The organism is Neobacillus sp. BF23-41, assembly GCF_041106275.1.
In genome coordinates this window covers 219946-235795 of record NZ_JBGBPR010000005.1, presented here as the reverse complement: position 1 = coordinate 235795, position 15850 = coordinate 219946, and the positions used below count along the sequence as shown (strand labels likewise).

13 protein-coding genes and 1 riboswitch are annotated in these 15850 nt (G+C 36.9%); of the genes, 10 read left to right on the top strand and 3 right to left on the bottom strand.

What is annotated here, in order from left to right:
- Positions 1-253 precede the first annotated feature (253 nt).
- Together AB7942_RS11085 and AB7942_RS11080 are read left to right on the top strand one after the other, a co-directional pair.
- A complete protein-coding gene (locus tag AB7942_RS11085) occupies positions 254-562 on the top strand; it encodes a Ger(x)C family spore germination C-terminal domain-containing protein (protein ID WP_369446890.1) in 309 nt (102 codons plus the stop codon).
- A 696-nt stretch (positions 563-1258) separates the two neighbouring features.
- On the top strand, positions 1259-2086 hold the full coding sequence (locus AB7942_RS11080) for a dienelactone hydrolase family protein (protein WP_369446889.1): 828 nt from the start codon (positions 1259-1261) through the stop codon (positions 2084-2086).
- Positions 2087-2240: 154 nt separating this feature from the next.
- Here AB7942_RS11080 and AB7942_RS11075 read toward each other — a convergent pair whose 3' ends face one another.
- Positions 2241-2666: a hypothetical protein gene (locus AB7942_RS11075; protein ID WP_369446888.1), complete on the bottom strand. Its 426-nt coding sequence runs from the start codon at positions 2664-2666 to the stop codon at positions 2241-2243.
- A gap of 414 nt (positions 2667-3080) precedes the next feature.
- Between AB7942_RS11075 and AB7942_RS11070 the strand changes: the two genes are divergently transcribed.
- Together AB7942_RS11070 and AB7942_RS11065 are read left to right on the top strand one after the other, a co-directional pair.
- Positions 3081-4232, top strand: a complete 1152-nt coding sequence (locus AB7942_RS11070) for an SH3 domain-containing protein (RefSeq protein ID WP_369446887.1) — start codon at positions 3081-3083, stop codon at positions 4230-4232.
- Positions 4233-4361: 129 nt separating this feature from the next.
- A complete protein-coding gene (locus tag AB7942_RS11065; RefSeq protein WP_369446955.1) occupies positions 4362-4616 on the top strand; it encodes an SH3 domain-containing protein in 255 nt (84 codons plus the stop codon).
- Between the two features lie 33 nt (positions 4617-4649).
- On the opposite strand, the gene AB7942_RS11060 is transcribed toward AB7942_RS11065, so the two are convergent.
- A complete protein-coding gene (locus tag AB7942_RS11060) occupies positions 4650-5189 on the bottom strand; it encodes a methylated-DNA--[protein]-cysteine S-methyltransferase (protein ID WP_256942396.1) in 540 nt (179 codons plus the stop codon).
- Positions 5190-5622: 433 nt separating this feature from the next.
- Between AB7942_RS11060 and AB7942_RS11055 the strand changes: the two genes are divergently transcribed.
- The 3 genes from AB7942_RS11055 to AB7942_RS11045 all read left to right on the top strand — a co-directional run bounded on the left by AB7942_RS11055 (position 5623) and on the right by AB7942_RS11045 (position 9579).
- The gene (locus tag AB7942_RS11055; protein ID WP_369446886.1) at positions 5623-6447 is read left to right on the top strand and encodes a formate/nitrite transporter family protein; all 825 of its coding nucleotides are present in this window, start codon (positions 5623-5625) and stop codon (positions 6445-6447) included.
- Positions 6448-6635: 188 nt separating this feature from the next.
- On the top strand, positions 6636-7637 hold the full coding sequence (locus tag AB7942_RS11050; RefSeq protein WP_369446885.1) for a VanW family protein: 1002 nt from the start codon (positions 6636-6638) through the stop codon (positions 7635-7637).
- A 184-nt stretch (positions 7638-7821) separates the two neighbouring features.
- Positions 7822-9579 (top strand): bifunctional metallophosphatase/5'-nucleotidase, encoded by a 1758-nt coding sequence (locus tag AB7942_RS11045; RefSeq protein ID WP_369446884.1) that lies wholly within the window; start codon positions 7822-7824, stop codon positions 9577-9579.
- Between the two features lie 66 nt (positions 9580-9645).
- On the opposite strand, the gene AB7942_RS11040 is transcribed toward AB7942_RS11045, so the two are convergent.
- Positions 9646-11328, bottom strand: coding sequence for a hypothetical protein (locus AB7942_RS11040; RefSeq protein WP_369446883.1), 1683 nt, complete (start codon positions 11326-11328; stop codon positions 9646-9648).
- Positions 11329-11494: 166 nt separating this feature from the next.
- Positions 11495-11696: riboswitch (cobalamin riboswitch) on the top strand.
- Positions 11697-11832: 136 nt separating this feature from the next.
- On the opposite strand from AB7942_RS11040, the gene AB7942_RS11035 reads away from it, so the two are divergent.
- The 3 genes from AB7942_RS11035 to AB7942_RS11025 are packed head-to-tail and all read left to right on the top strand — an operon-like array spanning position 11833 to position 15654.
- Positions 11833-14124: a ribonucleoside-diphosphate reductase subunit alpha gene (locus AB7942_RS11035; protein WP_335712863.1), complete on the top strand. Its 2292-nt coding sequence runs from the start codon at positions 11833-11835 to the stop codon at positions 14122-14124.
- 34 nt (positions 14125-14158) lie between these two features.
- A complete protein-coding gene (locus AB7942_RS11030; RefSeq protein WP_369446882.1) occupies positions 14159-15205 on the top strand; it encodes a ribonucleotide-diphosphate reductase subunit beta in 1047 nt (348 codons plus the stop codon).
- On the top strand, positions 15202-15654 hold the full coding sequence (locus AB7942_RS11025) for a flavodoxin domain-containing protein (protein ID WP_335401471.1): 453 nt from the start codon (positions 15202-15204) through the stop codon (positions 15652-15654). The genes AB7942_RS11030 and AB7942_RS11025 overlap by 4 nt, the downstream gene beginning before the upstream one ends.
- The last annotated feature ends 196 nt before the right edge of the window (positions 15655-15850 follow it).

Genomic DNA, 15850 nt, shown 5'->3' with positions numbered 1-15850 from the left:
TTATATAGGGCAAAAGAAAAGGATAGATAAAGCAGATAATATTTGCTTTATCTATCCTTTTTTGTACTACATATGGCCTCAATTACTACTTCAACATTTTAGTTTTACCACAACAAAATTATCGTATAATTATTCAACTAACGCATGCATTAGTTGAATAAGGATTGATATATTTAAATGCAATGTTAAGTACATAGAAAAAGTGTTTTGCAAATAAATGTAGAAATTTAGTAAGATATGTAATAGAAAGAATATGACGGTCGAAGTAATATTAAATTTAAAAGGAAGCGTCCTTGCATACACAGGTAAAATGGAATTAAGTGAAGAAAAGTATCAAAGACAAATGGAAAAACAGGTTGAAAATTATTTAATAACCAATTCAAAAAAGCTGTTAATCAAATTACAAAAATATCAGACAGATCCTATTGGAGTAGGAACGTTGGTACGTAATCATTTATCATATGATAGATGGAATAAGATGAAATGGGATAAGATTTACTCAAACTTGAATTTTAAAGTTAAAGTAAATGTAGATCTGATTGATACAGGAAAATCAAAATGAATTTAGGAATGATTAGGTTTTGAAGACTTTCTATTTAATTTTGATACAGGACTTCTCATTAATAGTCAGTTCTTTATTTAATTAATATTAATGAATAAAAACATTACATTATTTAAATATACGCTGTGCAATTCATTCAGGTTTGTATAAAAAATCTGATGAGAAGATTCTCTTATTCATTTGCTGCAACATTTAAGCGATTAAAAAAGCAAATTATATCTGTATCAATTGAGTGCTTATAAATAAAATTTATAAGCACTTGTTTACTTATTTTTATTATTATCATACTTCCATTTTTGCTTTTTTAAATCCTTATAATACGAACGCACCCTATAGTTTAAGTAGTAAACTTCACAATTTCTTCTACACTTTATCATAATCCTATACCTTATATGTGTTGTTCCAGAAACTTGCCCATTACAAAAAAAGACTTGTTAAAAGGGTCAGATTGTAAATTAGAATTAAATTATTTCTATTATACCTTTTTGTTCAAAACGTTAAATTGTTCCTTATGACATTTCGGGCATGTTGTTGTATTGAATGGCCCACAATTAAAACATAAGACTGTTTGTTTCTCTGTATCATATGCTTTTTATTGTTTAGTACTTTTTTATTTATATTTGCATACTGAGTATGGTAAATTATGAAGGAATTGTTTTATAGGTCTAGAAAAATAATAAAACAGTGGGGTGTACTATGTCGATACAATCGGAATGGCAATCGTTAAAGGGAACAAATGAAAAGATACGTGCATATATTTCTTCAATTGAACCGGTAAATGAACCACGACCAACTGTCCTTGTTATCCAAGAAATATGGGGAGTAGATGCTCATATTCAAGATGTAGCCCAGCGGTTTGCAGTGGCTGGTTACGTTGCCATCGCACCAGATTTATTTGCTGATAATGGTGTGCGATCAGAGGAACTTAGTGAGGAGAGGATGGTTGAAGCAAAAAGTTTTTTACATTCCATTCCACATACATCATGGTTCAATTCCTCTGACCGTGAAAGTGCAATCTTACAGCAGCCATCTGAAAAACAAGAGACACTGCGCACCACGTTAACTACACTGTTTGGGATGTTAGATCCAAGAAAATCTGAGAGATTCATCCGCATCTTAAAAGATTCAGCTGAATATGCACGGAATTCATTCGAAAAGACAAAAGGAATGCCGGTTACTTCTGTTGGCTTCTGTTTAGGTGGGGCACTATCGGCAGCACTTGCAACTCAGGATCCTAAACATGCGGGCTCAATTGTATTTTACGGACGTCCGCCACAACAAAATATTGCCAATATCGAATGTCCAGTGCTCGGATTCTATGGCGGGGAAGATAAGAATATCACTAACTTAATTCCTGTTTTCGAGGCAGAAATGAAGAAACATGGTAAATCATTTGAAGCAATTATCTATCCTAATGCCCAGCACGCTTATTATAATGATACAAACCCCACCTATAATTCTTTATATGCAAGGGATGCCTTTGCAAGGACGCTAACGTTTTTGAATAGAGTAACAACTACTTAGAATGTATCGCACCGAATTAAACCGATTTCTAACTATGTGATATAAAAGCACTGTCCAAACTCTTTGGATGGTGCTTTTTAATTTGCTTGATAGGACCACATCTCCCGAAAAAAAAGGCACCTAGCCTTTGTGAGTAATTTGACCCACAAAGGTATTAGGCACCAGTTTTCACTGCATTATATGAAAAATTGCTGTCATCCCATTGGAAAATACCTTCTTGAAGCTTAATGGTGGCATCAAAAGGGCAAGTAATGGCTAAATCACTATCTGCAGGTGTTTCATATAGGATGTTATTCTTTTGGTCCATCAATTCTTTTTTAAGACGAAGCATGTCCAGTTTTGAAGCGACACGAAGGATTTTATCAAGAGTTATCTTCTTTTCACTAATGCCATGACTGTTACAAATGCTTGTCTGAAAACTCTTGTTATATTGGATCATCATATGCAAATCATTGATACAGGCTACGCCAAAAACCTCTTTTATTACATCCTCATAGCGCAGCTGGGTGCCAGTTGCAAATTTAATAATATTCTTTTCAGGATTTTCTAAGAAATAAACCGTTTCAATAAAATTTTCCATATAAACACCCTTTCTATATTTTAAATTCTGTTGCCGAGTCATTAAGTTGATTTTCCAATGAGTCAGTTTTTAAGAAACTTATGGCTATTTGAGTCGATTAGGAGCTACTCCCCTTAGTGTTACTCACTGAAAAATCAGTAGGTTATTTCTATTATAACATATTTTGAATGTGTTTGCTGATTCAACTCGAGATATGTAGATATTTGTCGGAAAACTTATTTCTCACGAACTCAGTGTTCAATTAGCGTTTGTCGTTTTTTAATAGATTATGTTACTGATAAAACTAAATTTTTTCATAAAATACGAAAAATCACGAATGGATATCTTTCCCTTGTAAAATTATAGATTATTTTGTAAATTTTGATATAATAATAGAGTCATATTTAATCAGAAAATCACATGCGAGGAGGAAAAATGAAGTTTATTGCTAAAATTACTTTTTATATCATTGTGTTAGGATTATTTTTCCCATTGATTTTTCCAGGAGAAAAGGCGCAAGCAAGTACATGTAAGGGGGTAACACCATTAACTGATCCAGTCGCATTAAGAATGGAGAAGGGTGAAATGGTCATATGGGAAAATATTCACCCAAATCTACTCAGGGCGAAAATTAATTATGAAAAACTGCTGAAAGCAAAAGGCTGGAAGATTCAATACAATTCCGCCTATCGACCATATCAATATCAAAATCACTTTTATGAAATTGTTACTGGCGTTTCGTCAACATGTAAAAGGTCTGAAAAGACCAAACATGGGTTGGGGCCTTTAGTTGCTAAGCCCAGTGCCAAAGCGCCTCATACGAAGGGGATAGCATTTGATGCCATTGTTTTTGACAATAAAGGAAAGCCTTTAAATGGATTACACTATGTAAATTCATCACTTTTAAAGCTAGCGAAGCAAGTGGGCCTTAAATTTATTAGTACTAGCAGGGATGGCGTTCATCATGAATTGATTAATATCAGTCCGCCGAAAGTCAATGACGTGGTACCTCCAGCTGTACAAACTACATATTTAGTAAAAGGTATGATAACTATCAATCCTAGTCTCGATGTGAAAAACTTCCCATATAATGATTCACCAAAAATAGGTAAGGTCATTTTAAAGGATAGAGTTGAAATTTCTGCAAAGTCTGGTGATTGGTACAAAATTAAATATGGAAAAGGTTTTGGATGGATAAAAAGTGGAAATAAAAATCTCTTTATACTTCCATTTATGCCGATCTTATCAAATATAAAGATTACATACGATGTTAATTTATATGAACAGCCAAGTCTTTTATTGAAAAATAGCGGTGTGCTTACACCGCAAACTGCAAAGGTTATGAAGAATAGCGGGAAGGGATGGTACATGATTCATACCTCCTTAGGAGCTAAATGGGTGTATATTAATCCAAAACCATTGAAATATCTACAAGTAAAAAAACAAGAAAAATTGTATAGCAAACCATCCATATCGTCTAAGACATACGGGCAGATTACTCCACAAAAAGTAAAGGTCTTGGCTGACCGTGGAGATGGATGGTATCAAATTTCCACTAAAATGGGAGCTAAATGGATTAATTATTAATTTCACACGCTAAAAAATAGTACTGGTAAAACCCTTAGCTACCTGAAAAAGGACATTATAACAAAAGCAGGTACAATCAACCTAGGATACAGCACTGCCTCCCTTGGAAATGGGAAATACTCTGTAGTGATGGCAGCGACAGACACAACTAAAAACCGTTCGAGCGTGACAACTACTTTCGTTGTAAAAATAGTGGTCAAACCAAAAAAGGGAAAAGTAACTGTATCACGTCTTAATGTACGTGCAACAACATCAACCAAAAGCAAGGTAATAAGTACTTTAAAGAAAAATCAATCAGTAACCATTGTCTCAACAACAGGTTCATGGAAAAAAATCAAATTTGGTAAAGCAACAGGTTATGTTTCAAGTAAATATATAAAATAAAAAAGGCAGAGACTTTCTCTCTGCCTTTTTGGTTTATTTAGCATGTGTGATTACACCTTTCAAACTGGAGGGTTCTTTTTCCAAATCTAACAGTTTTTCCTTCATATCTAAACCGCCGCGAAAACCAGTTAATTTCCCATTCTTACCAATCACACGATGACAAGGAACAGTAATTAATATCGGGTTTGCCCCAATTGCGGCGGCAACGGCACGTACCGATTTAGGTTTCTGCAGGAGTTCCGCGATTTCTGAGTAAGTATGTGTGCATCCATAGGGAATTTCATTTAATACGTTCCAAACAGATTGTTGAAAGGGAGTCCCGTGAAAATCAATTGGAAAGGTAAAAGACGTGCGCTTTCCTTGAAAATATTCGGTGAATTCGTCTACAAAAGGTTGTAATTTACTATCATCACGCTCCAAAAGGTGATGCGGGAGTTTTTTTTGAACCCAAGTCACCAGTTCTTCTAAGTCCTTATGATCGGAACCTACATAACAAAGTCCATCTACCGTTGCTGCGAGATACATTTTCCATGGACCATATATAAACAAACTCCAATAAATTTTCTTTTCCATTGTATAAACCTCCATTCTTTATTCCTTTCGGATCATTTGACGATACGCTGATGAAGTATGGCTGGTTATTTTTTATAAAAGTGTAGCAAAATGGGCTGGGTTAGGGATACCGACTAACATACTGGTTTATCATCATATGAAGGAACATTATTGATAATTGCCTGTCATCTTTCTTCTGTTAGACCATTCGTCTCCGTCCGTAACTCCTGTGGTGTTTTTACACTCTTCACCATATCACCTCAGAATCAGTATACCTTTATTAAGAAAGGGAAGTAAGATATTTTGAATATAAAAGCAAGATTACAAAGGTAAATGTAAGCGCTCTAAAATAGTTAAAGAAATATTCACAGGATTTTAAAAGAATTTGTTATAAAATAGAAGTATGTTAAATATTTCACATACTAAATGGTTCATTTAAAAAGGAGTATATCATATGGGATATAGTAAACCCGAAACAATCATGGAAATTACCGTTGAAAATGGAGTGAAAAAATCAAAATACCCTCCTTTACAGACCCTGATATTAGGTTTTGAAGCAGGTGCCTTCATTGCTTTAGGTTATTTACTTTTCATCCGTGTCACAGCAACTTTAACAGGAAATTTAGAGGGGTTAAGCAGTTTGATTGGTGCGTCTGTCTTCCCAATCGGCCTTATCCTCACCTTGCTTGCAGGTGGTGAGCTATTAACAGGAAATATGATGGCTGTGCCTCTAGCTCGAATGGCGAACAAGATTAGCACTAGACAGGTTGTCTATAACTGGTTTCTTGTTACGGTCAGTAACTTTATCGGGGCCATTTTTGTAGCATACTTTTTTGGACATATGGTTGGACTTACCGAATCAGGCCCCTTCTTGGAAAGAACGATTAGTATTGCTGACCATAAATTAGAAGCAACCTTTCTCCAAGCCTTCGTTTCGGGGATTGGCTGTAATTGGCTGGTGGCAGCGGCAGTGTGGCTTTGTTATGGAGCAAACGATATGGTCGGAAAAATTGCAGGTATTTGGTTTCCAACGATGGCATTTGTCGCAATCGGATTCCAACACGTTGTAGCGAATATGTTTGTGATTCCTGCAGCGATATTTGCCGGCCATTTTACTTGGCTAGGATATATTGAAAATTTTATCCCTGTCTTTCTAGGCAATGCGGTTGGCGGATCTGTCTTTATCGCACTCGCATATTGGCACGCCTATAAGAAAAATGAACCCACATATTCGGAACCATTAGTGGTTCAACCAATGATGAAAAGCAGCGTAAGATAATTTACAGCTTAAAAAAATTATATATCTTCACTGATAAAGCTCCTTACATCTAAGGGGCTTTTTTGCATATTAATCAATACTTATAAGTCATATTGACATGCAAACGGGAATAAAATCCAAGAATGAATGGACTTCGTTTGGAGGTCAGCATTTACTGCATGAAAATAAAGGATAAGAGGTTGGGGGAAATGACAAAGAGCTCGTGGCTAGTATCAATTTTATTAATTTGTAGCTTATTAATTATTGCCGGATGTACAGAAAAAATGAATACAGAAAAGACAGTTGAAGAAAAAGTAACTGAACCAGGACAACAAAAGCTCAATAAAACACCACCAGAACCACCACAAAAAGAAGAACCAAAACCAATTAAAGTAAATGTCATTGATCCGAATACAAATGCTATTTTGGAAACCTTTTTACCGGTGGAAATGGGTTTTGGAACCGATAATGAAACCTACAAAAAGGAACTTGAAAAATGGGCAAAGGATTTAGCAAGAGGGACGGAAAGTACCAAAGGATATGACCAACGAATGGTTCTTGATAAGATTGGCCCCAATGGTCAAATCATTAAAGGCAAACCTAGAATTATCTTAGAGGAATCAGAGTTAGTTGAAAAGGTCATAACAGCATCGGCAACGGGTGGAGATATTGAACTACCTTTATATGTGACCGAGAGCGGTTATAAGCCTGTGGATGTTGACCAGTTAGGGGAAGTTGTCGTAGCAAGCTTTACAACGAGATTTAATAGCGTAGTTGTAGGGCGTTCAAAGAATATTCAGCTGTCGGCCGAGGCCATTAATAATATCATTGTCGGAGCGGGAGATATTTTCTCATTTAATACCACTGTTGGTCCAAGTGATGCCGCCCATGGATATCAAAAGGCGAAGGAAATTGTAAATAAGCAACTAGTCGACGGTATCGGCGGAGGAATTTGCCAGACGTCATCAACCCTGTTCAATGCAGTGGATCAGGTAGGTGTTAGTTATATTGAAAAACATCACCATTCCTTGTCGGTTGGGTATGTACCTGCTGGCAGAGATGCAACCGTATCTTATGGTGGACCGGACTTTCAATTTCAGAACAACACTGGTGCTCCATTTATTATCAAATCCATTTATAAAAAGGGAACCCTGACCATTGAAGTAAGAACATCAGTAGCCTACCAAAGTCTGATCGCCAAACATTCGTGAGTGTCAGGCACCAAACTACTACTTTTAATATTTTTAACATAATAACCCGCTATTAATCTTCAACGTTTAAGTTGAAGATTAATAGCGGGTTATTATCTTTGACTGAATAGAAAATTTTGTATATTCCTTAACTGGAATGCGAAAAATACCCTTGGTTCTTTTAGAAAATTGTAGGAGGAATAGTATGAAATTGTTTCAAAAAGCGCTTCTTTCCTTATCGATCCTAGCACTGGTGGAGATAACGGGAAATCAAAGTGCTACTGCTCATGCCCTAAGGGATATGGATCATCAATTTCAAACTGTTAATAGGCCTCAAGTTGTAGAGGTTAGCAGACAGAAACCTTCGAATGGAAAGAATCAAGGGTTATCTGAAGCATATCATGGACATAAATCCAACCGTCCAGAAACGGTCAATCCCAAAAAGGGAAAGCCACCGGCCGCAAATATTCGTTTCATTCAGGTCCAACTATTAGGGATTAATGACTTGCATGGCCAATTAAATGTGACTCGGAAAGTAAATGGGAAACCGGTTGGTCGAGTGGATTATTTAGCAGCCTATTTAAAACAGCGTGAGGCTGAAAATAAAAATACTCTATTGGTGCAAGATGGAGACATGGTGGGAGCCAGCCCCCCTGTGTCGGCCCTTTTACAGGATGAACCGACAATCGAGATCTTGAACAAACTGGGTTTTGACATCGGTACTGTTGGTAATCATGAATTTGATGAAGGCTTAACGGAACTGATGCGCCTTATTAAAGGGGGAACACATCCGAAAACAGGAAATTTCGCTGGATCAAATTTCCCATGGATTGTTGCCAATGTGGTCAATGAGAAAACAGGAAAAACGATTCTCCCTCCTTATCAAGTGATCAAAGTAAATGGGATGCCCATTGGTTTTATCGGTGTGGTAACTACTGAGACTCCAAAGCTTGTTGTCCCTAGCGGTGTGGCAGGATTACATTTCACGGATGAAGTAGAAGCAATTAATCGGAATGTAGCGGAGTTGAAAAAACAAGGGGTAAAATCGATTGTCGTTTTAGCACATAACCCTGGTACATCAGGTCCAAACGGAGAAAATCCAGTAGGGCAGCTTGTCGATATCGCAAACCGGGTCGACGATGAAGTGGATATCATCTTCGGCGGCCATAATCATGCCTATATGAACGCAACGATTGACAATAAACTAGTTGTTCAATCCTATTCCTATGGAACTGCTTTCTCTGATGTTGATCTTGAGATAGATCCTAAAACAAAGGATATTGTCTCAAAAAGAGCTGAGATTGTAACTACCTTTCAAGAAGGAATCGAGCCCGATCCCGAAATAAAGAAAATGATAGAAGGATATGAAGCTAAAATAGAACCGATAGTTAATCAAGTTGTTGGATCTTCATCTGAAAGTCTGACGGCAAAGCAAAATGAAAATGGTGAGTCAGTGCTTGGCGATTTCATTGCGGATGCACAAAGGAAAGCGTTGAATACCGAATTAGCCTTTATGAATCCTGGCGGCATTCGAGCAGATATTGATCCTGGCGATATCACCTGGGGAGAAATTTACACGGTACAGCCCTTTAATAATGACCTTGTCAAAATGTCGATGACGGGACAGCAAATCCGTGAATTGCTCAACCAGCAGTGGGGGGCAACAAAAACGAACATGCTGCAGATTTCTGGCTTAAGCTATACTTGGGATCCAAATAAACCAGCAGGGCAAAGGGTAGTGAGCACCAAGCTTCCAGATGGCACGGAAATGGATCCTAATAAATCCTATTCTGTGACAGCGAATATTTTTCTTTCTGGAGGAGGAGATGGATTTACTGTATTTACTCAAGCTAAAAACAAAGAAGTCGGCCCCGTTGACCTTGATGCATTAGTTAACTTCAGTAAAGCCCAGCCAAAACCGTTCACTTATGGCATTCAAAATAGAATACAAAGGGTTCAGTGACATCCTTGGTGTTTTAAAAAATGGGTGTCAGGCACTAATTAGTGCCTGACACCCATTTTTGTTTCCCTATTGTAATGCATCTATTACTAACTCTTTTGCCGGCAGGAAGTCTCCGCCAGTGTCCAAGTAGCGAACGGTTACTTTATCTCCTTCTTTTAAGTAGATAGCTAGCGGGACTCTTTCCGAAGAGATGATAAAGTTTTGGCGATTGTCTAATAAAAAAGAAACAATGGTGAAATCTTCGTTTTGTTCTTTATAGACTCTCACCACTGTTCCGCTGATTTGCTTTTCATCCGCTTTAGAACTTCCGTCTACAGTGCCCTTGCCCCTTTGTAGGGCTGTTTTATATTGTTTTAGGGCCTCATTTGGAGTATTGGCGTACACAGAAATTTCTGGATTAGCTGCAGAGACGATAAAGTAATTTTGCAGAAAACCGTTCGAATCCAATACAGACGTTAACCAGCTTGCTTCTCCGTAAAAATTGTAGAGAATCGGCATTTGCCCATGCCATTTCTTTTCAATAAATTTCTTCTCAATGATCTGCAAGGCACCCTGTGAATCCATATAAGATTGCTCTGGATTTCCGGTATAGAAAGTTGCTTTTCCCGTCCTTGAGTTAGTCAACGAGTAACCAAGCATAGAATCTACGCCTTCTTTAGGACTTGTGAAATCAGTAAAATAATACATCTTTCCATTTTCATCAAAGATCGGACTTACATTTGACTCAGTTCCTTCATCAGATGGGAGTTTCACGTCAGATTTTCCGAATTTACTATTCCAAAATCCATGGACGAGGTTCCCATAATAGCTGTTTTGCAGACTAACTGCTTCAGGTGAGACCGCGCCATCAATAAATTCGGGGACATTTGAAATATGATAATCTTTCATTGCGCCACTCTTAGAATCAACTACAACTAGCCCTTTGGCCGTAAATCCATTTCGGGCTGAAATAAATTCACCATAAGTACGGATGTAAAAAGGTTTTCCTTCTTCGTCAATTTCTAATTGAACATCTCCGTAGAAAATCTTCTTGGGATATTGCATGCGAATATGCCGCTCGATTTGTCTATTAAAATAAGAGGAAGGGGTATAAACCATTTCGGCTTTAATAAATTTTGGATTAGCGCTAGAATCCGTTGCACTTAATGAAAAGTAACCAGGAGTTCTTTCGCCTTTCCACCATTTAAAAAATCCAGAAAATTCAACGGGAGCAATATATACATAATCACCGTTCAGTTTTTGAATCTGAAGATTTCCAAGCTCAAAGTAGCTTGTGTTCGGTACTTGCCCAAAAGCCTTTTTCATTTTGTTACGTGCAAACTGCGGTGGAACGCTAGCTGGTGTTTCCTTCTCATCAAAGGTCTGAATCTCTACCTTTTCATCCATCTTTGCTACTTGATATTTTTCATCGGCATTAAAAATGAAGGCGGTTAAGAAATAAATTCCTAGACCTAGACTTGCTAGAAAGAGAAGTCCTTTAATCTTTCTTTCTGTGCCTTTGGCAAGAACTGCTCCGCCTACAGTGAGGAAGATTGCTAACGGCCATAAAGAAGTGAAGTTTCTATCAAAATTACTAAAATAAAAGAATGAAAACACTGCAAGCATAAGAAAAACCATAACAGCAATGAAGACGCCGATTTTTTGTTTTTTATCAACTTTTTTATTTGCCTCTTCATGTTTAAAAATGGGTATTAAAACAAGTGCTGAAGCTATTCCAATGATCATCGTAAATAGAAAAATGTTCCCCATAAAATTGCCCCTTTTCACCTTGGACTTTCTTAATATACGGAAACTAAACCAAATAGGTTTCATTTTTATTTAATAATAGACTTGAATTATATTGGTGACTATACTATTATTTAATTTAATTGATTCACTATATATTGTTTCGATGAATAATTATTAAACTATATATTGTGTTAGCCTTAAGAGACGATGCCATTGTGGCTTAATAGGGAATCTGGTGTAAATCCAGAACTGCCCCCGCAACTGTAAATGCTGACGAAATGAGTAAACCACTGTATAAGAAATGTCTAATATATTAGGCAATTATATGGGAAGGGTTCAAAGTAGGATGAAGCATGAGTCAGGAGACCTGTCTTTCTTAAGTTGTTTCAACTTCTTCGGGGATTGAGAAGATGAACGGTGGCGACAGGAGGCATTGGATACTTTTATTTTAGTCCTTTTGTAGTGTTATCGTTTCATCCGCTCAATTCCCCTTGAGCGGATTTTATTATTTTAGGGGGAAATGAAATGGTAACAAAGGAGCTTCAAGCTGAATTCAATTATGTTTTAGAATCTATTAATCAAGTTACAGAAAAATATCAGATGGATACAACTGAGCTTAAAAACCGTATAAGCGAACTGGAAGTAACAGAGGTGGAAGCAAACCAACAAGCTTTAGTCTATGCAATAAATCAAATTGCAATGGACCAACCGAATTGGACATTTGTCGCTGCCCGTTTATATCTGAATGAATTATATGGAAAATCTGCAAAAAGTCGAGGCTATAATCGTTCTTTAAAATATGGAGACTTTTATAGATTAATAAAAGAATTGACTGATATAGGTATATATTCTAATGATCTCCTAAGCTTATATAGTAAAGATGAAATCGATCAACTAGCAAAAGAGATAAATCCAGATAAAGATTTATTATTTAATTACATAGGGTTATTTTTACTAGCGGATCGTTATCTTGCTCAAGATCATAATAGAAACGTATATGAACTCCCGCAGGAGCGGTTCATGGTTATTGCCATGACGATTATGAAGCATGAAAAGGAGTCCATCCGCTTACAGCTTGTAAAGGAAGCGTATTGGGCACTAAGTAATTTATATATGACCGTTGCTACCCCCACTTTAGCGAATGCAGGGAAAAGCTTTGGTCAGCTTTCCTCCTGCTTTATTGATACAGTAGATGATTCCCTTGATAGCATCTATTTAAATAATTGGGATATTGCTCGGCTAAGCAAGGATGGCGGAGGTATAGGGATTTATTATGGTAAAGTTCGTGCCCTTGGTTCCGATATTAAGAAATTCAAAGGAAACTCTTCCGGAATAGTGCCATGGGTTAAATTGTTAAATAATACAGCTGTCAGTGTTGATCAGTTAGGTCAACGTCAAGGTGCCATTGCGGTTTACCTAGATTTATTTCATAAAGATATCATGAACGGTTTTCTCGATTTAAAAACCAATAATGGGGATGAACGCCGAAAGGCCCATGACATTTTCACGGGTGTCACCATACCAGACCTATTTATGAAAAAATTAGAAGAGAAAGATGAGGATGGAAGAAGTATTGGGCAGTGGCATACATTTTGTCCCCATCAAGTAAAACAATTTATGGGCTGGAAGGATGAAAAAGGGAACCTTCTCGGACTTGAGGATTTTTATGATGAAACGGATGTTAAATTCTTTACCGAGAAATATGAAGAGGCCGCAGGTAACCCGCTTCTTCCTCGTAAAACATACCGTGCCATGGATATTATGACACGAATCATGGTTGCTCAATTAGAAACAGGAACACCATACATGTTCTATCGTGATGAAGTAAACAGGCAAAATCCGAATAAGCATGTATTGGGTAAGGGCCGAACTTCTATTTACTGCAGTAATTTATGTACAGAAATTGCTCAAAATATGTCCGCAACGACGATTGTAAACGAATACCAGAATGAAGAGGGCAATATCGTGATAATTCGGAAGCCTGGTGATTTCGTTGTTTGTAATTTATCGTCTATTAATCTGGCAAAAGCAGTCCCTGCAGATGTTTTAGAGCGTTTAATTAGGATCCAAGTAAGAATGCTCGATAACGTGATAGATTTAAATACAATCTCGGTTGGACAGGCTCAACATACAAATAAAAAGTACAGAGCCGTGGGTCTGGGTACGTTTGGGTGGCACCATCTACTAGCTCTTAAAGGGATTTACTGGGAGTCTGAAACAGCGGTAAATTATGCAGATCATCTGTATGAGGACATTGCATTTTATACTATCCGATCATCAATGGAACTAGCAAAGGAGAAAGGGTATTATAGTCTATTTAAAGATTCAGAATGGCATACAGGGAGTTATTTTGAGCGGAAAAATTACCAAACGAAAAGATGGATTGAACTAAAAAGGGATGTCGTCAATCATGGTATTCGAAATGGTTGGTTAATGGCTATCGCTCCCAACTCATCAACAGCCAAAATAGGAGGTTCCACTGATGGAATAGATCCTATCTATTCTGTTGAATATGCAGAGGAAAAGAAGAATTTTAAATTTAAAGTAACGGCACCTGATTTAGATCATATTACGTACGAATTTTATCGCAGGTCCAGACATGAATTAGATCAAGTGTGGAGTATTAAACAGAATGCGGCACGAGGGCGTCACATTGATCAAGGCATTAGCTTTAATTTATATGTTAGGCACGATATAAAAGCAAAGGACTTGCTCAACCTGCATATGGAAGCTTGGAAGCAAGGATTAAAGACAACGTACTATGTAAGAAGCACATCTCAAACGGAAATTGACGAATGTGAGGCTTGCCATAGCTAACACCTTTTTAGAATAGATTGGAGAAGATTATTTTATGGATATTCATTTACCGCTATCAAGAATAAAACTGTTGAACCCTGAGTTTCCCAATAAATCAACCGGAATTATCAACGGAAAATCATCAGGCTTGCTCAACTGGAATGATATTGCCTATCCTCAGATATACGATTTATATCAAACTTTATTGTCAAACTTTTGGAAAGCTCAAGAGATAAATATGCAAGATGATATAAAGCAATGGGACTTTCTAAGTTCAACGGAGAAAGATGTCTTTTTACGAATAAATACACAACTTGCTTGTTTAGATAGCCTGCAGACCCCTACCATGTGTCAAGTGATGGATTATGTGTCGGATTCTAGCTTTAAAGCAATATTTGCCGTCATCGCTCAGCAGGAAGCAGTTCATAATGAATCCTATTCCTATATATTAAGTTCTCTTGTCCCCTTAAATGAACAAAAGGTTTGGTTCAATCAAGCCAAAAATGATCCAATCGTTCAAAAAAGAAACCAACTGATATTAGATGCATATGAATGTTTCCGTGAGAATCCTACACCACAAAATTTATTTCAACTAGGTGTGAATTCTATTAATCTAGAGGGTATTTATTTTTATGCTGGGTTTGCTTTTTTCTATCATCTTGCCCGCCAGCAAAAAATGCTTAAGACTAGTACAATGATTAGCTATATACAACGGGATGAAATGCAGCATGCGTATTTCATGGCACAGTTTCTACGAATACTTTTAACAGAAAATCCGGATTTACATACAGAGGCTAACATTGATTATGTGTATAAAGTGGTTGGACAAGCTGTCCGACTTGAAAAAGAGTGGGCACATATGATTTTGAAAGATATAGATGGTATTGAATTGAGCGAGTACGAAAGATACACCGAATATCTTGCTAATAAGCGGCTTCGACAGCTAGGTTTACAGAACTTATATAAAGAAAGGGTAAACCCTATGCCTTGGATCCATGTTTTCAGTGATGAAATGATGAATGGAACAAAATCCGATTTTTTTGAACAGAAGTCAAGAAGCTATGCAAAGGTAACACAATCAAACGGTTTCGATGAATTATGAAAATTGCCATCGTATATTCTTCCAAAACAGGAAATACTGAAGAATTAGCTCAACTAATTTTCCATTTATTTTTAAAGAAGAATGTAATGGTTTCTCTCTTTCGGATCGAGCAATTTCGAGTTAGGGATTTATCCCAATTTGAGGCTGTTGTAATCGGAACCTATACTTGGGGAAATGGCGAAATTCCTCAAGAAATGATGGAGCTATATCGTGCATTCGAAACTCAGGACGTAAAAAAGGTACTGACAGGTGTAATCGGCACAGGGGATAGTGGTTACCCGAAGTTTTGTGGAGCTGTTGATGAATTTAAGGATATGCTTTACGTACACACAAATTTAATTGCCACCCTAAAAATCGAGGTTAGCCTCCAAATGAAGGATATTGATCGGTGTAGTAGATTCGTGACTATCTTTTTGGATCAATTAAGTCGGAAGCAGGGTATAGGGTAATTGCAGAGGAGGTTTGGAATTAGTAGTCTAATTGTTTTTTTTTGCTCCATATTGAGTCTATTTGTTATTACTACCGAAATATTCAGAAGAAAACCCTTGCATCACAAGGGTTTTCCTTTTCTGAATTATGTGAAATGTTTGGATTTTCTAATATTTTGTCTATTGATTGACCAGGGAATTTTAACAATGTTATCAT